The 25,760-nt window shown below is 67.4% G+C and carries 31 protein-coding genes; 8 read left to right on the top strand and 23 right to left on the bottom strand.

The window, feature by feature from the left end:
• Positions 1 to 57 precede the first annotated feature (57 nt).
• The 6 genes from ACLIN4_RS24180 to ACLIN4_RS24155 form a co-directional block, all read right to left on the bottom strand.
• A complete protein-coding gene (locus ACLIN4_RS24180; RefSeq protein ID WP_411576217.1) occupies positions 58 to 2,262 on the bottom strand; it encodes a cell division protein FtsK in 2,205 nt (734 codons plus the stop codon).
• A gap of 157 nt (positions 2,263 to 2,419) precedes the next feature.
• Positions 2,420 to 3,907 carry a DNA cytosine methyltransferase gene (locus ACLIN4_RS24175; protein WP_411576216.1) on the bottom strand — a complete coding sequence of 496 codons (1,488 nt, stop codon included), beginning with the start codon at positions 3,905 to 3,907 and terminating at the stop codon, positions 2,420 to 2,422.
• A 21-nt stretch (positions 3,908 to 3,928) separates the two neighbouring features.
• Positions 3,929 to 4,258, bottom strand: coding sequence for a hypothetical protein (locus ACLIN4_RS24170; RefSeq protein ID WP_411576215.1), 330 nt, complete (start codon positions 4,256 to 4,258; stop codon positions 3,929 to 3,931).
• A complete protein-coding gene (locus tag ACLIN4_RS24165; protein ID WP_411576214.1) occupies positions 4,255 to 4,905 on the bottom strand; it encodes a GGDEF domain-containing protein in 651 nt (216 codons plus the stop codon). The genes ACLIN4_RS24170 and ACLIN4_RS24165 overlap by 4 nt, the downstream gene beginning before the upstream one ends.
• Entirely contained in the window at positions 4,902 to 5,939 is a 1,038-nt protein-coding gene (locus ACLIN4_RS24160; protein ID WP_411576213.1) for a DUF2637 domain-containing protein, read from the bottom strand. Before ACLIN4_RS24160 ends, ACLIN4_RS24165 begins: the two co-directional genes overlap by 4 nt.
• On the bottom strand, positions 5,936 to 6,223 hold the full coding sequence (locus ACLIN4_RS24155) for a hypothetical protein (protein WP_411576212.1): 288 nt from the start codon (positions 6,221 to 6,223) through the stop codon (positions 5,936 to 5,938). The genes ACLIN4_RS24160 and ACLIN4_RS24155 overlap by 4 nt, the downstream gene beginning before the upstream one ends.
• 500 nt (positions 6,224 to 6,723) lie before the next feature.
• On the opposite strand from ACLIN4_RS24155, the gene ACLIN4_RS24150 reads away from it, so the two are divergent.
• Complete coding sequence (locus ACLIN4_RS24150) at positions 6,724 to 7,476, top strand: helix-turn-helix domain-containing protein (protein ID WP_411576211.1); 753 nt, start codon at positions 6,724 to 6,726, stop codon at positions 7,474 to 7,476.
• Positions 7,477 to 7,490: 14 nt separating this feature from the next.
• The gene (locus tag ACLIN4_RS24145; protein ID WP_411576210.1) at positions 7,491 to 7,964 is read left to right on the top strand and encodes an NUDIX domain-containing protein; all 474 of its coding nucleotides are present in this window, start codon (positions 7,491 to 7,493) and stop codon (positions 7,962 to 7,964) included.
• Here the strand turns inward: ACLIN4_RS24145 and ACLIN4_RS24140 are convergent.
• From ACLIN4_RS24140 to ACLIN4_RS24065, 16 genes are all read right to left on the bottom strand, one after another.
• Positions 7,952 to 8,521: an HD domain-containing protein gene (locus ACLIN4_RS24140; protein WP_411576209.1), complete on the bottom strand. Its 570-nt coding sequence runs from the start codon at positions 8,519 to 8,521 to the stop codon at positions 7,952 to 7,954. The two genes, ACLIN4_RS24145 and ACLIN4_RS24140, sit on opposite strands and share 13 nt — an antisense overlap.
• Positions 8,522 to 8,532: 11 nt before the next feature.
• Positions 8,533 to 8,979, bottom strand: coding sequence for a GntR family transcriptional regulator (locus ACLIN4_RS24135; RefSeq protein ID WP_386814635.1), 447 nt, complete (start codon positions 8,977 to 8,979; stop codon positions 8,533 to 8,535).
• A 232-nt stretch (positions 8,980 to 9,211) separates the two neighbouring features.
• A complete protein-coding gene (gene tcmP / locus ACLIN4_RS24130) occupies positions 9,212 to 10,426 on the bottom strand; it encodes a three-Cys-motif partner protein TcmP (protein ID WP_411576208.1) in 1,215 nt (404 codons plus the stop codon).
• Positions 10,427 to 10,548: 122 nt separating this feature from the next.
• Complete coding sequence (locus ACLIN4_RS24125; protein WP_411576207.1) at positions 10,549 to 11,295, bottom strand: DUF5131 family protein; 747 nt, start codon at positions 11,293 to 11,295, stop codon at positions 10,549 to 10,551.
• 852 nt (positions 11,296 to 12,147) lie between these two features.
• Entirely contained in the window at positions 12,148 to 12,999 is an 852-nt protein-coding gene (locus tag ACLIN4_RS24120) for a nuclease-related domain-containing protein (RefSeq protein WP_411576206.1), read from the bottom strand.
• A 189-nt stretch (positions 13,000 to 13,188) separates the two neighbouring features.
• Positions 13,189 to 14,562, bottom strand: coding sequence for a tyrosine-type recombinase/integrase (locus ACLIN4_RS24115; RefSeq protein WP_411576205.1), 1,374 nt, complete (start codon positions 14,560 to 14,562; stop codon positions 13,189 to 13,191).
• Positions 14,559 to 14,729 carry a helix-turn-helix transcriptional regulator gene (locus ACLIN4_RS24110; protein ID WP_175438207.1) on the bottom strand — a complete coding sequence of 57 codons (171 nt, stop codon included), beginning with the start codon at positions 14,727 to 14,729 and terminating at the stop codon, positions 14,559 to 14,561. The genes ACLIN4_RS24115 and ACLIN4_RS24110 overlap by 4 nt, the downstream gene beginning before the upstream one ends.
• A gap of 16 nt (positions 14,730 to 14,745) precedes the next feature.
• The gene (gene repSA / locus ACLIN4_RS24105) at positions 14,746 to 16,110 is read right to left on the bottom strand and encodes a replication initiator protein RepSA (protein WP_411576779.1); all 1,365 of its coding nucleotides are present in this window, start codon (positions 16,108 to 16,110) and stop codon (positions 14,746 to 14,748) included.
• 260 nt (positions 16,111 to 16,370) lie between these two features.
• Complete coding sequence (locus tag ACLIN4_RS24100) at positions 16,371 to 16,922, bottom strand: GGDEF domain-containing protein (protein WP_411576204.1); 552 nt, start codon at positions 16,920 to 16,922, stop codon at positions 16,371 to 16,373.
• 89 nt (positions 16,923 to 17,011) lie between these two features.
• On the bottom strand, positions 17,012 to 17,329 hold the full coding sequence (locus tag ACLIN4_RS24095) for a SpdD-like protein (protein WP_411576203.1): 318 nt from the start codon (positions 17,327 to 17,329) through the stop codon (positions 17,012 to 17,014).
• 21 nt (positions 17,330 to 17,350) lie between these two features.
• Positions 17,351 to 17,506 carry a hypothetical protein gene (locus ACLIN4_RS24090; RefSeq protein ID WP_011030192.1) on the bottom strand — a complete coding sequence of 52 codons (156 nt, stop codon included), beginning with the start codon at positions 17,504 to 17,506 and terminating at the stop codon, positions 17,351 to 17,353.
• 10 nt (positions 17,507 to 17,516) lie between these two features.
• A complete protein-coding gene (locus ACLIN4_RS24085; protein WP_011030191.1) occupies positions 17,517 to 17,708 on the bottom strand; it encodes a mobile element transfer protein in 192 nt (63 codons plus the stop codon).
• 21 nt (positions 17,709 to 17,729) lie between these two features.
• Complete coding sequence (locus ACLIN4_RS24080; protein ID WP_411576202.1) at positions 17,730 to 18,413, bottom strand: DUF2637 domain-containing protein; 684 nt, start codon at positions 18,411 to 18,413, stop codon at positions 17,730 to 17,732.
• Between the two features lie 2 nt (positions 18,414 to 18,415).
• Positions 18,416 to 18,622 (bottom strand): hypothetical protein, encoded by a 207-nt coding sequence (locus ACLIN4_RS24075; RefSeq protein WP_411576201.1) that lies wholly within the window; start codon positions 18,620 to 18,622, stop codon positions 18,416 to 18,418.
• Positions 18,623 to 18,668: 46 nt separating this feature from the next.
• The gene (locus ACLIN4_RS24070) at positions 18,669 to 20,024 is read right to left on the bottom strand and encodes an FtsK/SpoIIIE domain-containing protein (RefSeq protein WP_411576200.1); all 1,356 of its coding nucleotides are present in this window, start codon (positions 20,022 to 20,024) and stop codon (positions 18,669 to 18,671) included.
• 3 nt (positions 20,025 to 20,027) lie between these two features.
• Positions 20,028 to 20,384, bottom strand: coding sequence for a hypothetical protein (locus ACLIN4_RS24065; protein ID WP_086700227.1), 357 nt, complete (start codon positions 20,382 to 20,384; stop codon positions 20,028 to 20,030).
• A gap of 146 nt (positions 20,385 to 20,530) precedes the next feature.
• Here ACLIN4_RS24065 and ACLIN4_RS24060 point away from each other — a divergent pair, with 146 nt between their 5' ends.
• From ACLIN4_RS24060 to ACLIN4_RS24040, 5 genes are all read left to right on the top strand, one after another.
• Positions 20,531 to 20,899, top strand: a complete 369-nt coding sequence (locus ACLIN4_RS24060; RefSeq protein WP_086700225.1) for a GntR family transcriptional regulator — start codon at positions 20,531 to 20,533, stop codon at positions 20,897 to 20,899.
• A 234-nt stretch (positions 20,900 to 21,133) separates the two neighbouring features.
• Positions 21,134 to 22,348 carry a helix-turn-helix domain-containing protein gene (locus ACLIN4_RS24055; protein ID WP_411576199.1) on the top strand — a complete coding sequence of 405 codons (1,215 nt, stop codon included), beginning with the start codon at positions 21,134 to 21,136 and terminating at the stop codon, positions 22,346 to 22,348.
• A gap of 19 nt (positions 22,349 to 22,367) precedes the next feature.
• On the top strand, positions 22,368 to 22,853 hold the full coding sequence (locus tag ACLIN4_RS24050; RefSeq protein WP_411576198.1) for an NUDIX domain-containing protein: 486 nt from the start codon (positions 22,368 to 22,370) through the stop codon (positions 22,851 to 22,853).
• Positions 22,850 to 23,059 (top strand): e9imm peptide, encoded by a 210-nt coding sequence (locus ACLIN4_RS24045; RefSeq protein WP_411576197.1) that lies wholly within the window; start codon positions 22,850 to 22,852, stop codon positions 23,057 to 23,059. Before ACLIN4_RS24050 ends, ACLIN4_RS24045 begins: the two co-directional genes overlap by 4 nt.
• Before the next feature lie 146 nt (positions 23,060 to 23,205).
• Positions 23,206 to 23,664, top strand: coding sequence for an SANT/Myb-like DNA-binding domain-containing protein (locus tag ACLIN4_RS24040; protein ID WP_411576196.1), 459 nt, complete (start codon positions 23,206 to 23,208; stop codon positions 23,662 to 23,664).
• Positions 23,665 to 23,897: 233 nt separating this feature from the next.
• Here ACLIN4_RS24040 and ACLIN4_RS24035 read toward each other — a convergent pair whose 3' ends face one another.
• Complete coding sequence (locus ACLIN4_RS24035) at positions 23,898 to 24,932, bottom strand: DUF4365 domain-containing protein (protein WP_411576195.1); 1,035 nt, start codon at positions 24,930 to 24,932, stop codon at positions 23,898 to 23,900.
• A 639-nt stretch (positions 24,933 to 25,571) separates the two neighbouring features.
• On the opposite strand from ACLIN4_RS24035, the gene ACLIN4_RS24030 reads away from it, so the two are divergent.
• Positions 25,572 to 25,754 (top strand): hypothetical protein, encoded by a 183-nt coding sequence (locus ACLIN4_RS24030; protein ID WP_411576194.1) that lies wholly within the window; start codon positions 25,572 to 25,574, stop codon positions 25,752 to 25,754.
• The last annotated feature ends 6 nt before the right edge of the window (positions 25,755 to 25,760 follow it).

The following is a 25,760-nucleotide window of genomic DNA, read 5'->3' as shown; positions in this document are numbered from 1 at the left end:
CTAGCGGGGCCGCTAACGTTAGCGGGGTATGCCGCTAGCGCTAGCGGCCCCGGACGGTCAGCCCGCGTCCCGCTTTCCGTCACGCTCCGCAATCACGGTGGTGATGTGGGAGCGGTCGATACCGCGCCGGTTGACGACCTTGCCCTTGACCCGGCGGCCCACCTGGATGGTGGAGACGCCGTACGGCTTCAGGGCTGCGGACAGCCCTTCGGGGTCCCAGCCGCCGTAGACGTCCTCGCGCAGCTCGGCGAGCCGGGCGACGACGGTTTCCGACCACACCTTGGCCTCGGATGCCGGGATGACGGCGAGGATGTCGGCGAGCAGGTCGTAGGCCGGGCCCGTGACCGTCTCCGGTGCCTCCCCGAGCGCGTGGCCGGACAGCAGCCCGGCCGTCTCGCGTGCCTTGCGGGCGCGGGCGGCGATGGTCTCGGCGCCGGGGGCGTCGACGTAGACGGAGGCGACGATACGGGCGTCGGAGCCCTCGCCGACGAAGTAGTGAATGCCCTTGTCGCCCCAGGCGAACATGGTCGCCCGCACCCCGCGCTTGTAGGCCGAGGTGCCGAGGACCATGTCGTTCTCGGTCTGGCCCATGACCTTCAGGCACCAGCGGGCGGACGCGTTCGCGGAGATCCCGGTCGGCAGCGACTTGGCGTCGGGCCGCTGGGTGGCCAGCAGCATCACGATCCCGGTGGCGGGGCCACGCTTGACCAGGTCGGTGGCGATCTCCTCGAACTCCTTGCCGTGCTCGGGGTGCTCGAACAGCACCTGGCACTCGTCCACCCCGACCACGATCGGGTGCAGACCGAGCGAGCGCTTGTCCGCCAGCGCGGACGTGACCTTGGACTCGGGGCAGATGTCCCGGGGCAGGGAGCGGATCACCTTGGTGCGGCGGCGCAGTTCCTCGCGCAGCGCCCGCCAGTCGGCGAGGGCGTAGGCGATGGCTTCGTCGTCGTCGCCGGCGGCGTGCCGGTGGGAGACGGCGTTGCCGACCGGGTCGAGGTCGCCGGTGCCCTTCATGTCGTAGGTGTGCAGCTCAGCCCGGGGGTCGAGGGCGGCGGTGAGCAGCAACAGGCGGAGGAGGAAGGTCTTGCCCATGCGGGGGATGGCGCCGATCACCCCGGCGATGTACATCAGGGTGACGTCGATCCAGCGTCCGCGCTGGTCGGTGCCGTAGGCGACGGGCTTGAACAGGTCCACCGCGCCAGCCTTGGCCAGCGGCCACTGAGGCTTCTTCGCCTTGGTCAGGTCCTGGTCGCCGACCCACAGCACCAGGCGGCCGGTGTGTTCGTCGGCCACCGCCTCGGGCCACACGCAGCCGAGCGGGCGGCGCAGGCCGGAGGCGAGGCGTTCGCGGCGCTCGATGATGTCGGTCACGGTGACGCCGAAGGGGAGGTTGCCCTCCGCCCGCCAGCCCGGACCGTCGCGGGTGATCGGGGCGGTGAACTCGAACCCGTCCCGCCCCTTGGCCTGCGCCTGATTGATCGCGGGGATACCGAGCGCTCCGAGGGCGCGGAGCACGATGTCACTGGTGAGCTTGGCCGCCTTGGGCAGTTCCACGGCCCGGTGGATGACCGGGGCGTCCGCCTTGCGGCCGGCCGACCCGAGCGCCATCACCACCGCGCTCACCGACACGGCCTGCAACCACGTCGGGGCGAGCACGTAGATGGCCAGCGCGGTGGCCAGACCGGTGAACATGGCGAGCACGGTCACGAGGGTGCGCAGTCGGACCCGGCCGTCGCGCTGCCGCGACAGCTTCAGGTACTCGCCCGCGTCCTCGCGGCGCACGGCGGCGAGTCGGACCGGTTCGCCCTCGCGGTCGGCCACCCACCGCAGGGTGCCGCCCACGAACTTCGCGGCCCCCGTCGGTGCCTGGAGGGTGAGGCGGGCGGCGTAGACCGGGGCGCGCAGCACGTGATACCCGGCAGCGTGGGCGTAGTGGCGGGCCACCCACCCGGCGGCCGTCTTGAGTTCGGCGGTCGACCGCAGCCAGACCGGGACGACCGCCCGGCGCCGTGCTCCGGCGAGCCGACCGAGGTAGCCGGCGCCGGTCGCGGTCGGTGCCGACCGGTCGACCATCACGGGCGCCGACGGGTCGGCCGACCCGGCACCCGACCGTCCAGCGTCGGAGTCGGGCGACCGGTCGGCCGACTCGGCACGGGCCGACCGTGCCTTGTCGAGGTCGACCACCTCGCCGCCGGAGTCGGCGGCCATCTCGGCTTCCAATCGGTTGAAGAGTTCGTTGTCGTCGTCGGGGTGCTTCACTGAAGGTTCCTTCCGGAATGGCGGGAGGGTGGGCCCGGCCGACGCTGTAGGAGGTGGGCGGCCGGGCCCGTGGAGAGATGATGGGCGCCCTACTGGGCGGTAAGGGGGACACTTTGTACCCCCTTGTTGAGGGGTACAGTTCGTACCCCTCCGGCGGTCAGGCGGCGTGTGCGGCGGTGCGGGCGAGGGCGGCGGTGACGCGCTCGCCGATCCACTGGGCGACGTTGCAGGAGACGGCGTTTCCGGCCTGCATGGTCTGCTCGCCCTTGTTGCCGTGGACGATGTAGTCGGCCGGGAAGCGCTGCGCGAGGAGCTGTTCGCGCGGCTGGATCATTCGGTAGTGGCAGTCCTCCAGCGCGGGCGCCGGCGAGGCGATGCCAGCGGAGTCGACCGACGACAGGGTGTGCAGCGGCTCACCGGTCGTCTTCGTGGCCGCGTTGCGGTACGGGATGACCAGCCAGTGATGCCGACCCTTGGCCGTCACCGTGTCGACGGGCTCACCGACCGGTCGGGCCGTGGCATTGCGGCGCAGGGTCACGATGAACGAGTCATCCGCCTGCGGCGGGGTCAGCAGCGCCTCGAACCCCTTCGGGTTCGCCAGCCGCGTCCGCATCGGCTCACTGGCCCGGGTCGATGTGGTGTTCCACGTACCGCCGCTCGGCACCAGCACCGCATCCCCGATCTTCACCGTGCGGGCGGCCAGCGGTGCCGTGTTGGCGGGGACGGCACGGCCGTCGTGCCCGCCGTGGTTGACCGTGAGCACCATCCGCTGATCACCCAGCAGGTTCAGGCCCGCGCGGATGCGCTTGACGGTGTTCGCCGCCAACGGCCGCATCCCCTGCCCGCCCCGGTCGCCGATGCGGACTCCGAGGTTGGTCCAGTCGATGATGCTCGCGGCCGGACGCACGTACGGCTCCACCACAGCGTGGCGGCATGCGCTGTTCGGGCAGCGGTAGTCGTACTGCTGCTTGTACTTGCCCACCCGGCGCCCGTTGCGCCAGGACTGCACCGCCCGCACATCCGACTCGCACTCCGTGCAGTACGCCAGCGGCGTGGGCGCCAGGTCGGGCTGGGGGATGTCGGTGCGGGTGAAGACGATGTAGATCCGGTCCCGCCACTGCGGTGCGGGCAGGTTGCCGGTACCGCCGACGTGGGCGGAGGAGACGGAGACGATCTGCGAGCGGTAGCCGAGCATTTCCATGCCCTTGCGCCACCAGTCGAACAGCTCCCAGTCCACGGCGAATTCGAGGACGTTCTCACACATGACCGCCTTGTAGCGGTGCACTTCGGTCGCCCGGATCACGTCGTAGGCGGTAGCCCGAGTACGCTCCCAGCCCGCGTCGTCCACCCGGCCGTGCTCCTCCAGCTCGAAGGACAGTTGACCGTGGGTACGGCGGCGTCCGCCGGCCGGGGAGATCTCCGTGCAGATCGGCGAGGCCCACAAAATGTCCGTCCGGGGCAGGCGCCGCATGTCGTAGTTGTTGATGTCCGCGCACAGGTGGTCGGCATCGCGGTGATTGGCGGCGTGCGTCTCCACCGCGCGCTGCCAGTGGTTCGCCGCCAGGCGCAGTTCCAGCCCGGCCGCGACCAGGCCCGTGGAGGAGCCGCCCGCGCCGCAGAACAGATCGGTGAACGTCAGGCTCATGCCTGCACTCCCTTTACGAGGTCAGAGGTCGAACAGGCCCGGCGCGTCGTCCACCGGCCCGGCGGTGGTGCGGGCGCGGCAGGCGGCAGCGGTGTGGCACCCCGGGCACCAGGCCCGCAGCTCCCCCAGCGGCAACGTGACGGCCTTGACCGGCGGGGTGAGCGGGTCGGCCGGGGCAGCCATCAGCCTCACGCGGTGGCCGCGCTTGCTGGTGTAGCCGTCGTGCTCGCGCGGGCACCGCCCGTCGGTCTTAGCGTGCTCGTTACCGCACTGGCCGCTGCACTGGCAGCGGTGCCCGGCCGCTTCCATCACCGGCCGCCACGTGCCCACGGCCGCGAGAGGCTCGCTCATGCCGCCACCCCCACGACCGGGGCGTCCGTGCGGGCGCCGGTGCGGCCGGCGCGGCGTCCGGCGAGGGTGGCGAACAGCCGACCCAGCCCCGCCCGGCGCAGTCCGGCGCGTGCCTGCTTGGCCGCGTACATCGCCTCATCCGCCCGCCGAAGCAGGGCGGACAGGTCGTCGGTCGGGAAGTCCGCGGCGCGGACCCAGCCGAGCGAGACGGTGGTGTGCACGGCCGGGTCCTGGCCCTCGACGGGGCGGGCGAGCACGCCGTGCAGGACGGTGAGCAGGTCGCCGGCGGTGCCGTGGTCGTCGAGGAGGACGGCGGCGAACTCATCGCCCCCGAGCCTCCCCACGACCCCGGTGCGGCCGACGTGGTGGGCGAGCCGGTCGGCGGTCGCCTTCAGCAGGGCGTCTCCGGCGGCGTGCCCGTAGGTGTCGTTGACGTGCTTGAACTTGTCGACGTCGGCGAGGACGACGACCGCGCGCGGGTCCTTCAGCAGGGCCGTGGCACGGCGGGTGAAGCCGTCGCGGGTGCGTAAGCCGGTGAGCGGGTCACGGCGGGCGGTGTTCAGGCAGCCGTGCAGCCAGCGGACATGCACCGCCCACCCGGCAGCGAGCGGCAGTACGGACAGCAGGATCGTGGCCAGCGTGTTCATGCCGCCACCTCCTGACCGGTGTCACCGGACGCCTCAGCGTCCGTGTCCGCGTCGGTCTCGGTGTCGGGGGTGTCGACGGGGCGCAGGGCGCGGCCGTCGGCCCGCTCGGCGAGCAGCACGTCACGCACCTGCCGGGCCGGACCCGCACCGCACCGCAGCGCCTTACGCAGCGCCTCAGCGTTGACCCCGGCGTCCGGCCAGTCGGCCGTGAGCGTGCGGGCCTCGGTCAGCAGGTCCGCCACCGAGCGCGGCGCAGGCTTGCCCCGGCTCTTCCCGGCACGCTTCCGCGGCGCCTGCGTGGCCGGAGGGGTGGCCTCTTCCACGGCCGGTTCCGGCCCAGTCTCGGAGGCGGGGACGGTGTCGGGCACTGCGTCGGCCGGGTTCAGCTCCCCCAGCCTGAGCAGGACGCGTTCGCGGCGCGGGGTGCGGCGCCGCCAGGCACGGCCGTAACGCTCGCGCAGATCCGCGCGGGCCAGCAACCGCTCGCGCTCACGGGCGAGCGCGTCGGCATAGGAGGTGACCTCCCACAGCGTCATCCGACGCCACAGCGCGAACGTCGACAGCGGGGCGAGCAGCCAGCGCGAGAACCGCACCTTCTCCATACGGCGGCCGGTCGCGGCGCCGATCCGGACGGCGTAGATGTGCGCGCCGATCTCGGAAAACACCACCCACAGCAGCGGCATCGTGCCGTGCGCCACCTTCGCCCACAGCGAGTGCCCCGCAGCTACGTTCAACCCGCACGTGATCAGGGTGAGCACCCAGGGCACGAACCGCACCCACGCCAACGCCATATCCATCCGGATCAGCAGCAGGTTGGCCAGCGTGAACACCGGAATCGCCACGTCGATCCCGACCGGCAGCATCCACGGCTCACCAAATCCCCAGCGGGCGGCAGCAGCCGACACGGCGTCGAAGGAGGAGATGAGACCAAGCGCGCCGACACCGGCCGCCGCAGCGGCACCGATCCCGGCCAGACCCATTTCCGGGCGCGTCAGCGGCGGCACGGCCGGACGCTCGATGGTCTGCGTCGTCATGCCGCCATCCCCTTGCGAGTCGTATGGCGCCGGGCGGGGCGGGACAGGGGGACGATGTCGAACAGCTCAGGGTGCGTCTCGACAAGCCCGGCCGCGATGCGGATCAGGTCGTCGGGCATCTCGGGGTGGTCGGCAAGGATGTCGCGGGCGGCGTCCAGCCGGGCCGCACGCTCTTCCGTGCTCTCTCCCTCGACACCCAGCCACAGCTCAACCGGGGTGCCTAGGGCCAGTTCGATGAAGTCGTCCTCGGAGACGGCCTGATGGCCGCCAATGTACGTACGCATGGCAGCGCTCCTGTCGAAGGGACAAAGGAAGTGCCGGCAGCCGTGGCCTAGTGGTGAGAGAGACGACCGCGCGGCATGTGGCCCCGTACCGCGTGCACGGCGGGGCAGCGCCCTGGCCAGGAGTCGAACCCGGCCTACGACCGTCAGGGCGATTGCACTGAACCTCACGCAGGACGGAGTCCCACGTGGCCGCCTACTTGGCCGAGGAGAGACGGCGTGATCCCCATTCAGTTGTCAAAGATCAGCGGCTTCCTTCAGGTCCGTTTCACGGGACCCTCCGGGCCGTTGCGTAAGGAGCATGTACTACATGTTCCTCATCTTGCAGAGGGAGGTTTGCCCCGTCAAGCCCTTCGGCCGTTGGAGTTCGCGAGCCCCTCGCCGCGATGTACCTACAGACTGGCGCCGGCGCCAACGACACTCGACTGCGCGCCTGTACGACTCGGGTCGTTCTTAGCTAGCGTGAAGTCGTACCAAGTCGTCCCGGCTAAGCGGAGGTTGGCGTGGCGAACGAGCGACTGCGCGGTGCGATCGTGGACTTGGGCTTGACACTCGATGAGGTCGCTGAGCGGCTCGGGGTCGCACCGAAGACGGTCGAACGCTGGATTAACGACCCCGAGCGCAAGCCGTACCGCCGCTTCCAGTACGCGACAGCCTCACTGTTGAAGTGCGAGGTTTCGCATCTGTGGCCCGACGAACAGACGTCAGCCGAGGTCACAGCCGCCGGCAACGCGGAGTTGGTCAGGCTCTATCCGCACCGCTCCGTGGTGATGCAGACCCTTTGGACAGACCTCTACTCCAAGGCGAGGCGCCAGTTCGATGTGCTGGTGTACTCCGGTTTCTGGCTGACCGAAGACGCGACGTTCCACCGCATCGTGAAGGAGAAGTCAGCAGAGGGGGTGTCGATCCGCTTCCTCCTGGGAGAGCCGACGTCGCAGGCCGTGGCCGTACGTGGGGACGACGAGGGAATCGGCCCGGCAATGGCTGCGAAGATCCGGAACGCCCTGGTCAACTACGGCCCACTCTTCGGCCTTCCCGGTGTTGAGTTCCGGCTGCACAACACCACGCTCTACAACTCGATCTACCGAGCCGATGACGAGATGCTGGCTAACGGCCACATCTACGGCGTCGGTGCCTACATGGCCCCCGTACTGCATCTGCGACGCGTTCCCGGTGGCGAACTCTTCGACGCCTACGCTGAGAGCATCGAACGGGTCTGGGCATCGGCCCGCCCAATCTCCTCGCCGGCCGACTAGGAAGGCACGAACTGATGAGCCGTATCGACTACTTCCGCGACCCGAACGCCCCGAAGGCCAACTCAGTGGTGCCCTCGGTCACGGCAATCGTTCGGGACGATGCCGGACGACTTCTGCTCATCCACAAGACCGACAACGATCTGTGGGCGCTGCCGGGTGGCGGCCACGACATCGGCGAGCGCATCGCCGACACAGTCGCCCGTGAGGTCTTGGAGGAGACCGGCATTCACGTCGAGGTAGACAACATCGTCGGGCTCTACACCGACCCTGAGCACGTGCTCGCGTACGACGACGGAGAGGTCCGGCAGCAGTTCTCCATCTGCTTCCGAGCCCACCCTGTCGGCGGTTCCCTCCGCACTAGCAGCGAATCGAAAGAGGTCCGTTGGGTTGCCCCAACGGACCTCGACCGACTGGAGATCCACCCGTCGATGATGCTGCGGATTAGGCACGGCATCGACGAGTCGCAACGTGACCCCTACATCGGCTGATCGCCAACTGAGGCATGCGCCAAGCGCTCTTCAACGCGATCCGCAGCTGCGTGGATTTCCGGAGACGCACGCTGAATGAACCGCCCGACGATCGTGTCCGGGCCGTATCGCTGCACGATCTCATCCAGCCGTTCGGCTGGTGTGGTCTGTGTCCCGTCCGGTGTCGTCGTCATGTCGCAGAAGAGCAGGGCATCAACAAGGTCCGGGCGCTCTAGCTCGAACTCGCTCTCTAGCTCATGCCGCAGTCCGCGTTCCTCGGCTTCCAGAAGCGCACACGAGTGGTGGGCTACCAGGCGAACGACGCGTTCGTCCGCGCCCTCCTGGTGCCGGAGAAACCGTGCGCCGTCTAGCGGGTGGAAGCCGGTGGCGGCGATGGCCGGCGAGTAGCCTACGTCGTGCAGCACGGCGGCGGCTTCCAAAAGTTCGGCGTCGTCGCCCAGGATCGGGCTCAGGGAGCGAGCACGCTTGGCGACCCCCAAGGAGTGCGCCCATCGGCGCGGGAGCGGATCGGACAGCAGCGATTCGGAGAGCGAGTACGCCCACTCAGTGAGTCCCATGGCGGTTAAGACTACGACCGCGCAACAGGAGTTGGCAGAGCCCGCACGGTGCGGCCCTTACCGTGAACAGTGGCCAACAGACCGTTCCCCTCCATCTGCGCCAGGACGCGGCGTACGGCCGTGCGGGAGGCTCCAAAGCGGTTGCAGAGCTGCGACTCGGACGGGTACGGGTCGCCCACCGACAGCGATTCCTCGGCAATCAGGTCGGACATCCGTTCCGCGAGGGAACGGCGATCGCCACTACGCACAATGCGCCACCCGATCCCGGGAGCAGACTCCAAGACACCCTCAGCTTCGAGAACCTTGAGGGCTCGACGGACCGTGTTTCGGCCGACACCGTACGCACGCATCAGGTCGGCCTCTGAGGGGAGCAACGCCGGGTGTTCGTCCGTTCCGATCTGCTCCCGCAGCTTTTCAGAGACGACCAAGTAAGTCCCGCGCGGATTGGCCTCCGACACGCTGGCTCCTCTCACTACCTCCACTGCCCGCTGCCAAGAGTGCCACGTAGGTGCGCAGCGCTACGGCCCCACGGTTGCTGTCCCACGTGTCCGAGTGTCCCAACAGTGGGCTTGACCTGCAAGAACAGGTGGGACAGTCAACAACCAGGCTGTCCCACCTGTCCGAAGGCGTCACCGAATCACCCAAGGGGTGGGGTGCAGCGCAAGCGACAGTAAGGCTGCCGCATGCGCCTCAGGCGCCAGTGATACGCAACTTGCGGACGTCCCCGACGCCGTTGCAACCGGTCTTCCCTTCCCTGTAAAGCTCCTTCACCGCGGCACGAATGTGCTTCTGGCGAGCCTCTCCCAACACACCAGACATGACCTGAGGCAGGTGATCGTCAATCTTGAAGGAACCGATATCTCGTTGCAGCTTCTGGATGTTTCGCCGAATGCCGACTACCCACTCCTTCTCACGCTGCTGCTCCTCCTCGTCAAAGGTGTCGGCCTCACTGAAAAGCATTCCATTCTCAGGCGGCGGAAGAAGGGCACGACGCCACTCGACCTGGGCAAGGCTGACAGCCTCGCCGAAGAGCCACGCACCATCCAGGTGCCGAGTGAAGTACAGTAGGTAGTAGGCCACTTGATGGTGGGCACGGTTGCGTACCGCGATCTGCCATGAGGAGGCACCCACTGCCTTGCCCACTCGCTTGGCAAACTCGTTTGTGATCCGGCGCACAGCTTCGACATTGTCGGCAGAATTCCTGAACTCATCCCGCCACCACGGACCACCACAGGCGGCATCCATAGCTTCCAAGGTCGCATTCTTACCCGGAAAATCCTTAGAGCTGTTGAGATACCCACCGATACGACGAACGGCGTTTGCGTTGAAGTTCAACAGGATCTCAGTGGCGTGACGGCCTGTCGACCCTCTGCGTGAGCCGAATATCTGGTTCGTCAGAGCGTCGTAACTCACACCCAAACCAAAGGGGTCCAGAAAAGCAAACAGCGGCGCCCCTTTGGCTCTCTCCAGAACCTGCTCAAGGTGGATTTCTACCTTCCCTTTCAGGGCGTGCGCACTGACCCCCTTTCGCTGAGCCTCCCCCACCAAGGTGGCCAGCGAGCCGTAACTTTTACGCTGCTTCTCCACGAAATAACAGTCGAGCCGCCGGAAGTCGGCGATCCGTGCGGCTTCATCAAGGATGAGCGCGGGAGATCCAGGGGTGCCGTCCTCGTATCGGCCTGGCCCGGCGTAACCGTCGAGGTACACGACCCTTCCGTCCGGTGCGTAACGGCCGACCTTGCTTGCGAACGGCACGACGTATTGTTTGAGGATCCCGTGCTTCAGAACAGCAGCAGCCTTCTTGCTAACAAAGAAGGGACTGCTGCTGTCAAGCCCCGTCTCCCCCGCACTCTCACCGCTGACGTCGAGCACTGCGTCTTCGAGTGCCTCATCCGATCCGTCCATGACGCCGCCCCCTCTGCTCCGGACAAGTCCGTCACACATTGTGGAACAGACCGGAGCGGAAGGTAACGTTGTTGACGAAACTTGCCCTCAAGACCGCCTCAGGTGGGCGGGCACAACGCCCTCTAGACAGCGGCAGCCATGGGCATCTGATCCCAGGTCTCGCCAGCAAGCACGCGCCCTCCCGCCTTCGGCGTACGACCGCCCCACTGCTTGAAGAAGAACGCCACACCAGACTCCTGACATGCGTCACGGATACTTGTGACCCACGCTTCCTCCAACGGTCGGTGGCGGGGTCCGGACTCGCCACCCGCGATGACCCAGTCGATGCGGTCCAGATCCAACCCGTCCAAAGGGCCGAGCAGCGGCTCGCAGGACAGGAACCGCACTGCGGCGGGGACTTGCCTCAGGTCGTCCACACGAGCCAGCTCAGCCTGAGACTCAACAGACACGCCGACCCACACGTTCGACGGCCACTCCAGCTTCGGAGCAAGTTGCCGCAAGCGACGGGCACGCTTAGTTAGAAGCTGATAGGTGTGTTGAGGAGTGTCAGCCATTACCGCAAAGACTTGCCGAACAAAGCTCAAGGGAACGCGGGCATGGAACAGGTCCGACATGGAGTTTACAAACACCGTTCGCGGACTCTTCCATCCGTAAGGGATCGCCAGAGATTCCGGATGTAGAGTTACGTCGAAACCTGGGCCGGAGGTACGAGGGTCACCATCGTTCTGATACTTGGGTGCTCCCATCGCCTTAAGACGCTTAGAAAGCGCGAGAGCGTAACAATTGTCACATCCAGGCGAGATCCGATCACATCCAGTGGTCGGATTCCAGGTCGCCTCAGTCCATTCGATAGAGCTTCGGTCGCTCAACGGTCTCCTCCTGCCTTAACGGCCCGCACACGTCTCTTCGGGCAGACGCGATGTGAGACCTAACGATGCCTCTTGATGCAGGGTGACGGGGCCCGACTCCCGCAATTGCCCGCTACAGCCGCTCGTAATCTATCGAACTTACGTTCGCTTGCCCACCATGCCTGCACCTGCGGGCGCGGACACCTGACGCCTCGTGACGAGCGCCGTTGCTTGGGTCGCCCATGCGCTTGGAGGCGTCTATGCGCACCCCCCATAGATCTGAATCGACGGTTTCGGGGCACCCTGGGCGCACGGAGGAAGTAGCTAAGGGCTCTGACCTGCAACCATCACAGGTGCCACTCGTTGCCGGACAGGCAGGCTGTAACACCTGGTGTTGCAGCCTGTCCGCATCTCCACTCGTTGCCAGTCAATCACTGGAGGCAACCGCCACTGATCTCGGCACTCGTGTGAGGAGCGTGTGAGATGGTCGGAGGCGCCCACCGCGCCGACCTTCTCCGCAGGTCAGGCCCACCCCAACAGCCGTCCTGAGCATGCTCTCCGGAGCCGTGTGCGCAGGTTCGAATCCTGCCGGGGGCACCATCGATTAGGTGCCCAAAGACCCCGTCACCAGCGGAAACGCTGAGAACGGGGTCTTCGCGTATGTGCAGGCGGGTGCAGCCTGGAGCGGCCGTATGCCGGGGGCTGTGGACGAGGCGTGGACGGGATCTTGGAGCATCGCCGCAGGTGAGATCCCGGAAAGGCCAAGCCCGTACCGACGCCAGGCGCCCCCTGCCCGGCACGGAACCGTCACGCCGCGGGGGCTGCCGACAGCCGACCAAGAAGACTGCCGACACCTCATCGCGGGCCACCACCTCAGGCCTGAGCCCACGCCTGACGATGACGAGCAACGCCGTACACCTGCTCCACCTGGTCGGCCGTGAGGATGCCTGAGAGCGGACCGAGGGCCGACACCTGGCGCTCCTGGTACACCCGGACGTCGAGCTGCGTGGCGACCACCTTCAGCTCGGTGACGCCGACGAAGACGAGCACCGGCTCCACCGGTACCGGGAAGCCGCAATAGCGCTCAAGTACTCGGGCGACCCGCTTGGCCTCCGCCCGGCTCTTGCGTGCGTAGGGCGCCGGTTTCCCGTGATCGACTTTCACGGAATCGTCCCCGACCCATACGGCCCTCTTGTGGTGGTGCTTCGTATTGATGCTGAACACTCCGCCAGGCCCGATCAGTAAGTGATCGATGTCCACTTTGTTGGCCAAGGGGACGGAGTGCAGGACGCGCCAGCCGTGGCGCCCCAAGCGGTTCAGCTCGGCTCCCACTCGACGCTCCCCCGCCAATCCCTTTCGCCAGGAGTCCCACTCAGTGGGCCGCCGCAAAAGCCGTGAGACGACTCGCTCCATAAGCCCCGGGCCGGATTCGGCGAGCAGGTCACGCAAGGACTGCCCGGGAGTATTGACGGCCAGGTCATCGGCTGGCGTCAGAGCCGGCAGCATCGGACGCGCCTGAGCCAACGCCCTGTCTAGCAAGACGGGCCCAGTGATGCCCTGTAAGTGCTTGGTGAGCACAGTGATCAATTCGTCGCGGTATTCGGCCCGCAAGACCGTGACATCCCCCGTCGTGACGTCCGCCCAACCGACCGCGGTGCCATCAGGCAGGTTGACGTACAGACGATCATGCCCGTATCGCTTCCAGCGCGTGACGTGCAGCTCCACAAGGCCCCCCTGTTCTCCGGCATTGATGTTGCCGACATGCCAGCAGCAAGCGAGATGAGGCCACAAGAGCGCAGGGCAAGCCGCACGCTCAGCTTGCCCGTTACGAAGCGAAGCACCGGCGCGGGTAGGGCCGAAACGAGGGAGGCCCCAGGCGGCATGCCTGAGGCCTCAGTGTCGGTGCAGGTTGTCTCATTCGTACTCGCGGAGCAATTCCTCGATACGCCGGTTGGCAACGTCCTGCCGTTCGTCCAGGCACTTCGCGTAGCGAGTCAGCAGGACCTCGACACTGTTGCCGGCGCGCTCGGCCACCTCGGTCGGGTCGACACCGGCGTTGAGCCACGTCGACAGCGCCGAGTGCCGGAGATCGTATGGCCGACTCGCGAGCGGCGAGGCAGCGACGGCCGGCGGAAGCGCGAGGAACCGGGCCTCCTGCCACACGCAGTAGTAGGTCGAGGACGGGACGACCGAGCCCTTCTCAGTAAAGAAGAGCCGCCCGTCGTCCGCCGTGCCGAAGGTGGCCAAGTGCTCGCGGAGCACGGCGACGAGGTGGGGCGGGATGGGCACCCGCCTAACGTCCTCGGTCGGCCGGTTCTTCAGCCCGCGGTCGTCATGGGTCTCCCCCGAGTCGGTCCACTGCTTGCCGACGGACGGACGGGTCCGGTGGAGCAGCGCCGAGCCCCAGCCTTGCTCGGGAAGGTTCAGGTCCGTCTCGGCAAGGCCGACCGCTTCCGCCGGCCGGAGGCCGCCGAAGTACATGGCGGCGAACAGACCCACGAGGCGACGACCCCGAGCACGCCGGTACCCGCCCACGTAGGAAACCGCCGCCAGGAGGTTCCGCGCCTGCTCCGGGTTGGCGACAACCCGCGGATCGACTTGGTTGGCCACCTTCGGCTTCTGCCAACGAACAGCCGTGATCGGGTTCTCCTGCAACTCCCCCAGGTCGACGGCGTAGTTCGCAGCGTTGACGAGTGTCCTGCGCTTACGCCGCACGGTTTCCGCTGCTGCGGCTGTTCCGTCGAGCTTGAGTTTCAGGGAGTCGAGCACTGCGCGAGCCGTGACAGGTTCGGCGAGATCAGCGAGGGGACGAGACGCCTTGGAAACCCAATGAAGAACGTTCCGCACATCGTCCGGAACTTCGCGGTCATTCGGCGCCGGCAGTACGAAAGCCCAGTTGCGAAGTGCTTTGCGGATCATCTCGTCAGACGGCCGGCCGGGACGCTCGCCGAGAAGCTGCATGGTCACGCTGGTGAGCGATTCGTTGATGCCGTCGCGCGTGTTCGGGGCGGCATGCGGCCACTTCATCGCTAGGTACCGCAGCGCGAAGGTGTACCAAGATACGGCCGACTTCGTCTCCTCCATAGACGCTGGAAGACCGGTCCCCGTATCGAACTCCTCACCATCCCGCATCGCACGCATGAGCTTGGTGCGGTAGTGGTCGGCGAGCGCCTTGGTTCGGAAAGACTCGGAGAAGACGTTGCCGGCCACTGACCAGCGCACTCCATAGGACGGCGTCTTTGTGTCCCGCTTACGGACGCTCCAGACCTTTACGTCGAGAGATTTCACGCGGCGGTCTCCAGCTGCCGCAGCCAGGTCCGGAAGTCGCTCCGCCACACTCGCAACTCTCCATTCGGGAGCTTGAACGCAGCCGGCCCCTGCCCGAGCTCGCGCCACCGGTAGAACGTCCGCCGGGAGACTCCCCCAAGCTCATCAAGGATCTGCGGGACGGTCATCAGCTCGTCTTTCACGTCAGGCTCCTTCCAGGGCTGCGAGTTCTTCGCGAGCGGTTTGGCGGTTGAGTTGGAGATCACGGGCGATGGTGGCGGCGAGGGCGGATTCGCCGGGGGTGTGGCCGTGGCCGGCGTACTGCCAGTCGGCGAGGACGAGGACGGTGTCCGGCTCGCGGTCGTCGAGGCCGAGGGCGGCGTGCTCCTGGGCGGCGCGGTAGTCAGCGCGTGCCTGGCGGAGGGCGCCGAGGGTGGTGGAGTAGCGGCGGGACTTGGAGGAGAAGTGGCCGCGGAAGCCGAGCATGTGGGCCCAGGCCCACAGCCGCCGGTCCGGGTAGAGCGGGTCGAGCGTCTTGCAGGCTTCGATGAGGCGGCGGGTGTGGTCGGGGACGCTGTGACGGTCGAGTTCAGCGAGTTCGCCGATGCGGCGGTCGAGGGTGCCGGTGTTCTCGGCTGCTTTGGTGGCGTACTTGGCGACGTAGGAGGCGACGGCCTGTTCGGTGATGTCGGAGCCGTCCCCGAACGCCTTAATGGGGCGGACGTCGAGCTGGGTGCCCCAGCGGAAGGTCCGAGCCGGTTGGCTGTCGGTGGCCGGGACGGACACCGAGGTGTAGGAGTGCCCGGCGGCAGCGCGGATGGCGTCGGCGAGGAGATCGACCGTGGCCCAGGACGGCGGCGGGGTGTCCGGGCCGTCGGGTCCGTCGAGGCGGATCACGGCGTGGAAGTGCACGGCACCGCGCTTCTGGAACTCGGCGACCTTGCCGTACGACAGCCGGGCGCACTCCTTCAATTCCCGTTGGGTGATACCGGCGCGGGCGGCGATCTCGCGGCGCAGTCGGTTGGTGAAGCGCTGCCAGAGTTGTCCGGCGTGGTTGTTGAACAGCACGGCGCCTGCGTAGTCATACGCGGCCGGGTCGAGGGCAGTGCCCAGCTCCGGGGCGTCTGGTGCGTGGTGGGTGCCGCAGCGGCAGGCGCCGCGGTCGGGCCGGTTATGGACCGGGCCGAACGAGGGGGCGGTGAGAGTGGCGAAGACCCGCGGGCGATCCCGCACGGTGGCGGGAATGTCGCGGCGGTCGTCCCCGGCGAGGCCGGCGCGGATGAGGTGGTAGGTGTCGCCCGCGTAGGTCCAGGCGCAGGACGGGCAGCGGGATGCACGGCGGTTACCGCAGGCCACACGCAGGCGCCCGCCCGGCTCGTTGGCGGTGGTGTAGTGGTGCAGGGTCTCGCCGGTGGTTTTGTCCTTGTGGATCGTCCAGCCGGTCAAGTGGATGGGGTCGGCGCAGCCGCCGGTGCGGCGGATCTGCTCTTCCCAGCGGTGGTAGTCGGAAGCCGAAGCCACCCTCAGCAGGTCGCCGAGGGTGGTCGGGTCGAGCAGCGTCGGCACCAGCGCACTCCTGGACACGGCGGGCGTGAACGGTGCCGACGCCGTGGCAGGCCGGGCAGTCGACGGTGATGGTGCGCAGGTGACCACGGGGGTCCCGGCCGCCGAGGGTGACGGCGACCGTGGCGAAGCCGTCGCAGGCCGGGCAGATCTTCGGCGCGGGCAAGGTGTGCTGGGCCATGATGGTGGTTCCTTTCGATCGCGGTTGGAAGGAACGGCCCCGGGTGGCGGCGTGCTTGGCGGCTTGTGCGCCACCCGGCGGCCGGTCAGCGAGAGAAGCGCGAGCCCCGGCGGCTACGGCCCTTGGCCGCGTACATGGCCGCATCAGCTGCGGCGAGCGCATCGGTCAGGAGCGGCACCGGCAGCTCGTTGAGGCGGCAGACGCCGACCGAGGCGGCCAGCGGTAGCGACCTCCCGGCGTAGTCCAGTGGCCGGTGCAGTACGGCGATCAGCGCATCCAGATCGGCGGCGGCCAGGTTGCGGACGACGACCACGAACTCATCCCCGCCCAGGCGTCCGGCGGTCCCGTCGCGTCCACACCAGGTGCGGAGCCGGTCGGCGGTCGCGATGAGGGCGGCGTCCCCGGCGGCGTGGCCGTGGGTGTCGTTGAGGGTCTTGAAGTGGTCGAGGTCGATCAGGAGCACGGCCGCGGCCGGGTGCCGGCGGATGCAGTGTTCGGCGCGGGCGGTCCATCCGTCCCGGGTGTGCAGGCCGGTGAGCGGGTCGCGGCGGGCGGAGACGAGCCGGTGGGTGAGGATGCTCCCGTGCACGGCCCAGCCGAGTAACGGCACCAGGGCGGCGGCTATCTGCAGGTCCATGGGTGTTCTCCCTTGGCGATGGCGGTTGGCGGAGCGTGGTCCCGGGGGTGGCGGCGTGCTTGGCGGCTTGTGCGCCACCCGGCGGCCGGTCAGCGACGCTTAGCGTCGGAGGCGAGGAGCGAGCGCAGGACGAGGGCGCAGACGGCGACCGAGGCGGCCGTGATGGCGACCGCGAGGAGCATGGAGACCAGGACGGCGCCGACGACCAGGACGACGGCGGTGCCGCCGCCGACGAGGGCGAGCGCGGTACCGGGCGTGAGCTGGACCGTGGGCCGGGACGGGACCGGGGCGGTCGGGGCCGGCGGCGGTCCCGGGGCGCCGGGGGTGATGGTGGTCGGCTCGATGACCGCGGGCGGGGTGACGGTGCCGGTGGGCTGGGGCATGGTCGGGAGCTTGGGCCGGAACATGAGCGGATCTCCCTTCGCGGGTTACTTGACGGCGGTGTCGATGACCGGGGCGAGGAGGCTGTCGGCGAGGAGATAACCGCCGAGCAGCAGCACGGCGATCAGCCACCAGGGCGGGCGGATGAGCTTGACGCCGAGGACTCCGACGCAGAGCAGGGCGAACCAGAGCGGGACGTCCATGGGTGGCCTCCTAGCGGATCTTGCAGCGGTGGGTGCGGGCGGCGAGCTGGGCGGCGGACTGGCTGGTGTAGTCGGCGGACCAGCCGCAGCCGTCGTTGCTGCACACGGCGGCGTGCTTGGTCTGGCCGTGGCGGTCGCGGTGGGTGCCGATCTGCACCGGGCCGATCCGCATCACGGAGTGGAAGAAGTCGCGGGCGGGCATGACGAGTCGTCTCCTCTCGGGTCAGGCGAGTTGGGCGGCGATGGCGTCGGCCAGGTGCGGCGGGACGCCGAGACGGGCGCGAAGGGTGTCGGTGTCGATCCGGGCGCCGGTGCGGTGTTCGTGGTCGGCGGCGACCTTGCGGGCGTGGTCGACCAGCGCAGCCGGGACCGGAACCGCCGGCGGCGAGGCCGGGGCCGGTTCGGCGACCGGGAGGGCCGGGGGTTCCTCGGTGGCCGGGACGGACGCAGGCTCGGGCACCGGGTCCGGCTCGGCGGCAGCGACCGGTTCCCGCTCGACCTCGGGGGCAGGCTCCAGGTCCGGCGCGGCCGGTATCGGGGCGTGTCCGGCGGGTGCGTGGGCGAGGAGGGTGCCGCCGAGGAAGGCGAGGGCGGGCCATCCGGCGACGAGGATGCGCAGCCAGGCCGGGACGTCGCCGAGGTCGAGGAGCCCGGCGGTGGCGATGTTGGCGCCGAGCGAGGCGGCCAGGGCGATCAGGAACCAGCACCAGGCCAGTCGGGACGGCCCGTCGGAGCGCAGTCGGCGCCAGGCGGCGACGAAGAGCAGGTCGACGCTGATCGGGTAGGCCCAGGCTTTCCAGCCGTCCTGTCCCGCGGCGGCGGCGAGGTCGTGCAGGTGGGCGAAGGACAGGGCACCGGCGATCACGGCCTGTACGAGAACGGCGTCCGGGCGAAGTGCGGTGCGCATCGTCACCCCTCCTGGCCGGGGTACTGGGGGCCGTCGGTGGGGCCGTAGCCGGGCGGGAAGATGCCGGGCGGCGGCTCGGGCAGCGAGACGGCCAGGCACGGGCCGATCGCGTCCACGAAGTCCTGGTCGGCGCCGATGGTGTGGGCGTACAGGGCCAGGTCGCCGAGCAGGGCCACGGTGCGGCGGAAGTCCTCGGAGTGCGGGCACATGGCGTGCGCTCTCCCTTCGTTCGGTCGGGACGTACGCGGGTGAGAGTCAGGCAGCGGCCGGAGCCGACTCGACAGCCGGGGCCGGAACCGGGGCGAGGGCACCGAGGACGGGCCGGAACGGCGCGAGGGCGGGCAGGTCCGGGGTCAGGTCGGCGTGCCGGTTGCAGACGTTCACGGCCTGCCGCAGCGAGGTATGTGGGGCACGGATGCGGGCCCAGCCGCCGGACGAGTCGCCGGTGATGGCGACGCCCGGTGTCTCGGTGGGGATCTGGATCGCGGCCAGTACGGCATCGGGGGCGATGTCGCCGAAGGCCATGTTCGCGCTGGTTTCGTCGTTGACGCGGTGGGCGGTGCGACCGGTGAGCTGGGCGCGGAGCATGGTGATGCCCTTGCCGAGTTCGGAGCCGAAGCGCTGCCCGCAGATCTCCAGATAGATGCCGGCCGCGCGGCCGAGCTGGGCGAGCCGGGCCAACGCGGTGATGATCCGGTCCCGCCGCTTCTCCTCATCCTTGGTCGCGAAGAGGGCGAGTTCCGCCACTTCGTCGACCATGACGACTACGGGCACGGGGCGCAGGTCTTCGGGCAGGTCCCAGATGTCGGCGGCGATCTCGGCATCCGGCACGTCCGCGGTGATCCGCTGCTCTGCGCGGATGAGCTGGTAGACGTCCTGCATGTGGGCCACGAGGGCGTCGAGGAGTTCGGCGGCGGTGTCGGGGTTGTCGGCGAGCGCGGAGAACCGGCGGGCCAACGGGAACAGCTCGACGCCTTGCTTGCAGTCGATGCCGACCAGGGCGACGCGTTGCGGAGCGAGCGCGGCGACGAGGTTGCGCTGATAGACGGACTTGCCGGACTCCGTGGCGCCGAGGGTGAGCCCGTGCGGGACCGCGCGGTAGTCGCGGTAGTGGACCGAACCGTCTTCACGCAGGGCAACCGGGACCCGCATCGGCCGGGTCTCGACGTGCGCGGGCATCTGCACCCGCTTGAGGACGTCGTAGCCCGTCATCCGCAGCTCCACCACTCCGGATCGCAGCTCACGCGAGGTGACGCCGTACATGGCGAACGAGTGCCGTAGCCGGTCGCACGAGGCCGCCACGTCGAAGGCGTCCTGACCGGGGCGGAGCTTCAGCCGTAACACGAGACCGGTCCGGGTCACGCGTAGCCGGAGGATGCGCGGGGCACGAGGACCGGGCCCCGGCCGGTTGGCCACCCGGGCCACCGTCAGGCGCCAGCGAGGGGCCGGGACCGTCAGGCCGCAGGCGTCCATGACCGAGCCGTAGCGGACCAGGACCCGCAGTGTGGCGAGGGTGACCCCGAAGGTCAGCCAGTACCAGGCAGGGCGCCGCCACCGCAGGAGACCCGCAGCGGCGACGACCAGCACCAGGGCGACGATCAGCCACGTCATGGCTCAGGCCGCCTTCGAGGTCGAGGCGCCGGCGGCGAGCGAGGTGACTGCGACCGCGCGGAACGCGATGCCGTGCCGCTTCTGGCCGTTGAACTCGTTCTCCCACGGCCGGGCGATCAGACCGGTCAGCGCTACCGGGGTGCCCATCATCAAGTCACCCGAGATACCGGACTCCGGGACGGTCACCGACAGGATCTCCACCTCACCGTTCGCCGCGAACATCACGTCCACGGTCGACAGCGCGGCACCGCTCTCGGCGTCCATCGCGCGCTCGCCGGTACGGCGATCCTTCACCTTCGGCTGCGGGGGCTGAGCCACCATCACGGTGGCAGCGGACGTGTCGACGGGGATCTGACGCATGAGTGCGCTCCTAGGTTTTCGACTTGACGTACTTAGTACGTCGACCTGTCACGAGGGTGCACCTAAAGTACTTAGTGCGTCAAGTGCTTCTCGACTGTTGTCCGTTCGATGTGCTGCACTTAGTGCAACAAGCACTGAGAGGGGCTATGGCCGAGTTCACCGGGCGGGCGAAGTACCTGGAGATCGCCGACGACTTCAAGAGGCGCATCCGGCAGGGAGACCTGGAACCGGGCACCAAGCTGCCGTCCGAGACCGAGCTGATGAACACGCACGACGTCTCACGGACCGTGGCCCGCCAGGCGATCTCACGGCTCCGTGAAGATGGCTACGCAATCTCCCACCAGGGCAAGGGGAGCTTCGTCACCCTTCCCGAGGAGCCCCGCCAGACGAAGCACAGCCCGGAGTTCGAGGAGATCGCCGGGTATCTGTCCGACGTGCGGCGCGAGGTGCGTCGGCTCGCGGAACGGATGGATCAGCTTGAGCAACTGGTCCGGAAGCAGCCGCAAGACGACTGACCAACTCGTCGGCACGGCGCGTGATGGCGTTCACCTCCTCGGCAAGTGCCCTCAGATCTCGGTTCAGTTCCACCACTTCGGCCGGGGTCAGCGGCATCGTGGCTCCTTCGTCGCGTCGTCGGTCTGGCAACCTCTTGGGGTAGCTACGACGCTAGGAGCGAGGCGCCGCACTGCCCCGGAAAATTCCTCCGGGGTCCCATAGGGAGATGGGAAGACGCTCTAGCCATGCGAGGAATGACGACGAATCTGACGATCGGTGAGCGAGTCGCGTGGTACCGCCGCAGGCGGGGGATCTCTCAGGAGGTCCTGGCCGGACTCGTCGGCCGCACGGTGGACTGGCTGAGCAAGGCGGAGAACAACCGGATCGAGCTGGACAGGCTCTCGGTCATCAAGTCGCTCGCCGATGCCCTGGACGTCACGCTCGGCGACCTGTTGGCCGAACCGACCCTCTTGGAGTGGACGCCGGACAGCGGCACCCGCACAGTGCCGGCACTCCGTTCGGCCCTCATGAACTACCGCCAGCTGACACCGCTCTTGGGTGTTACGACCGAGGGCGAGCCGACATCGCTCGACGAGTTGAGCAGCAACGTCGCCGAAGTCTGGGACGCCTACCAGGACTCTCGCTATGGGTTCGCGACGCGGCGCCTACCGCTGTTGCTGGCCGACGCGCTCATTGCGGCCCAGGCCTACCAGGGCCACCAACGGGAGCAGGCCCACAAGCTGATGGCCATGACGTACCAGGGCGCGGCCATGGTGCTCACCAAGCTCGGTGAAACGGACCTGGCATGGATCGCAGCCGACCGCGGATTGGCCGCAGCGCAGCAGTCCGGCGACGCCGTGGTGACAGGCTCGCTTTTCCGCTCCGTCGCACACTGCCTGCTATCCAATGGCCGATTCGACGCGGCCGTGCAGCTGGTCGGGGACGCCAGCGAGTACCTGCGACCGGGCCTGTCGGATGCGTCACCCGAATTCCTGTCCATCTACGGAACCCTGTTTCTGGCCGGGTCCATGGCCTCGGCCCGTGCGGACGACCGGGCTACGACGCGAACGTTCCTGGACGAAGCAGAACGAGCAGCCCGCCGACTCGGGACCGACGCCAACCACGTCTGGACCGCCTTCGGCCCTACCAACGTCGCGATCCACCGAGTAGCCACGGCCGCCGAGCTGGGCGACATGCAGGTCGCCCTCGACCTGGGCCCGCGGATTGACACGGCAGGACTGCCGACTGAGCGCCGGACGCGGCACAACCTCGAAGTGGCGCGAGCGCTCAGCGCGTACAACCGGATGGATGACGCGCTCGCGAAAGTCCTCGAAGCAGAGAGCTGGGCCCCTGAACAGGTACGGAGCCACTACCTGGCGCGCGAACTGGTGCTCACCTGGGTGCGGGGGCAGCGCGGCCGGCCGAGCCGGAACCTGGCGGACCTGGCCGACAGGCTGCACGTCGTCTGAGCTGGGTACCCTCGGCTGCATGGCAGCGAACGCACACGAAGCGAAGATGGCGCATCCGCGCATGGCGGCGGGTGCGCTTTTCTTTGACGACGCGGACCGCGTCCTCATGGTGGAGCCCACGTACAAGGACTACTGGGACATCCCCGGCGGCTACGTCGAGGCCGGCGAATCCCCCCTTCACGCTGCCGTGCGCGAGGTGCGCGAAGAGCTGGGGATCACCCCGCCCATCGGACGCCTCCTCGCGGTCGACTGGGCACCGAACGAGGCCGAGGGCGACAAGGTGCTGTACCTCTTCGACGGCGGCCAGCTCAGCCGGGAGCAATTGGCCAGCATCGAGCTGCAGGCCGACGAGCTGAGAAGCTTTGAGTTCCTCTCCTCGGAACAGATCACCGAGCGCACCATCCCTCGACTGGCCCGACGCATCCTCGCCGCGGCAGAGGCCCGGGACGATGCGGTCCTGGTGTACTTGGAGCACGGCCAGAAGCCCGACAGCCGAGCCGCATGAGCCGCGAGGAAGCCATCCGTCTCGTGCAGCGGCTCATGGACTCCACCTACGCGGACGAGGCCGAGTGTGACGCCATGATCGCAGCCCTCGAACGCGGCACCGGTTGCCCGCACATCAGCGACTACATCTTCTGGGACTTCGATCCCGAGCTGACAGCCGCCAAGATCGTTGATCGAGCCATCTCGTACAAGCCGTTCGCCCTGTGATCAGAGCGCGGTAAGACTTTCCCTACTTCATCAAGGCCCGCGCACGGCGCGGGCGCGCGCCGCCTTTACGGCGGGGCCGCCGCCCTGTCTTCGCCAGCGGCGGCCCCGCCCGGCGGCGCGCCGCGTGCAGCGGGCAAGGACGAGAAATGATCTACCGCATGCCCAATGTGACCGCCAGGATGGCTGCCATGGGGGATTCCACCGTGCGCGCAGCGTTCCGTCTGACGTTCACTGACTACCACCAGGATCCGAACGACAGCGACGTGCTACGGCGAGCAGTGACCATCCATGCCGACCGGATCACGTTCGATGACGGCCACCTGAACCTTTGGCTCGCAGGCACCCACGTCGGAGAGTTTCCACTCGACATCATCGAGTCCGTCTGCCCTCACAGCGACGTCGGCAAGAAGCGTGAGACGCCGGAAGAGCTACGAGCTCGCTTCCCGCGGATGGGTCACCCATGGTCACCCGAGGACGACGCCCGCCTCCTCGCGTTTTACCAGGAGGGCGAACGAGACTTTGGTGCGCTCGGGAAACGGTTCGGCCGGAAGCCCAGCGCCATCCGGTCGCGGCTGGCCAAGCTCGGCCTCGACAAGCTCGCTTGATGGCGCTGAGGTTCAGACGTCGGCGGCTGGGGCGGTTGGCTCCACGGCTTTAGGCAGCCACTTTGGGGCGAGCCTCTAAGATCTTGGCCCCAACGTCGTGCTTTAACGGGCAGGTCCACAGACTGCCCGACTCGCCATCAGCTTACGGGGCCAAGATCACTCGCCCCAAAGCAGCTCCAGCCCAAAGCCGCTCCACCAACCTCAGGTATCACTCCTGGCGGTTATGCAGTGGCTCACCCTTTATAGTTAGGCAGGTGTTCAACTAGTTCGCTATATTCCGGACCGAGCTCATGCAGAGATAGGTGCCTTATACCGTTGTAAGTGGGTAGACCCCACTCGCGCACCAGGTCCTCGTACGAGAGTCCTAGCGATTTGAGACCTTGCCAGGTGAAGCGAATCCTCGTGTACATATCGAGCGTCTCATCAGAGGAGTTATCGAAGTTTTTCCAACCGATTCGATTGATTGCAGACTCGTCCCCGGCAAACAAGTCTCTATAGCCGACGAGAATGTCATGATAGTGCTGCAATATTGACCAACTGTTTTCATTCCAAACATCGAGAGCAAGCAAGCGATCACAAAAGCGACTCGCTAGGGCGTTAATTTTATCCTCCCTACCGTCGAACCATTCAGAGATGGCAGTGTATTGGTAGGTTGCCACGTTGAATAGGTGCATAAGCTTGGCCCTCTTCCCGTACTGCCTGAGAAGTGCCATAGCGGGTGGAGTTGGGATCCTATTGACTAGCGGGATGTACATCCGTTTAGTCCCTCTGCTTCGCCATTCTGGGTCATCGAAATTGAGAACCCTATCGATGTAGTCAGTCAGACTGACGACGTATACCTCGTTGCGATCCAGGGGGACCAGAAATAGAACAACTGCAACACTAGCGCCCATGGCCTCGACTGTGAGTAGTTCATCGACTTCCATGTCGTAGGTGATTGCATCGAACCGCACCGCCCATGGTTCATCTCCTTCCTTCCTGCTGGACAGCACCTCTCGACCCAGCAGTGGGTTAGAGCGTTGAACCGCTACCTTGGTCGCAATGTTGCTCTTATTGATTGACTTCAACTGGAAGAAGATGTGTTCACCCAGAGTCTCGAAGCTCTCACCGTCATCGCCTACGGGCTCGAAAATCTCCACGGTGCCGTCAATGCCATAATCGGGTGCGTATTCGTGAAGCACCCACTCCCGCGGTAGCGTGGAGCGCAAGAGCGCGCCAGAATCTTCTTCCATCACGTGCCTGAAATTGCGACGCTTTTTGTGGGCCATCTTGAATCCTCACTGTCGGGATGTTCTTCGGCGGTCCCAAAGCGAGGTGTTCCTCAGGGCCGACCCATACGCGACCGATCATGCCGAACGGACGGGGGCTGGGACACGGTTTCACCGCATCACGGTTCCCGACTCATCCCGCTCGCGTCGGGGGCCGCGGGGCGTACCACTTCCGTGACGGGTAGGGACTCATGGAGAATCGAGGTTCGCCGGGTGCGTACGACCCAAGGTGCCCAACGATGCCCCGGTCAGGTCCAGCGTCCCCCCAACCTCGCTCCCAAAGTGACAACCACTTGGACTGCCACGCCGCCGTTGAGCCCCACGCACAGCGCCTCAAGCGAGTCCGGAGTAGCGATCTGATTCAGGTGGAAGTTGGGGCGACATCTGTCCCGATGCACGAGTCTGACGCCCCGTGCTGCTAGACATGCATCCGTGCACTCAGCTCTCTCCCCCTCCCAACTCCAACTTCTGCGACACCTCATGCTCGCCGAGCTCCCACACCCCGAAGCGGATCCGGTCTCCGTAGCGGTCCGAGACCTCGAAGAAGCGAGCCTCCCGGGCGATGTGCAAACTCTCAGCTGGATGGGACTGTTGGAGGTCAGAGCAGAGCGCCTGGCCATCACGCCGCGCGGAAGGGCAGTGCACTTCGAAGCCGAGTGCGCCGTGCTCTCAACGCGCCTGGCCGAGGTGACCGCCTTCGCCGACGACCTCCAACGACGCACACCCTCCCTCAGCGCAGAACTGCACGCGCTCCGCCAGCTCGTCAGCGGGGCATGGAGCCTGACCGAGGCGATGGCATACGTGGAGCGTTGGGCGCACTGACCAGAC

The sequence above is a fragment of the Streptomyces mutabilis genome, from assembly GCF_046628145.1.
Taxonomy (GTDB): Bacteria; Actinomycetota; Actinomycetes; order Streptomycetales; family Streptomycetaceae; genus Streptomyces; species Streptomyces mutabilis.
This window is presented reverse-complemented; position numbering and strand designations above follow the sequence as displayed.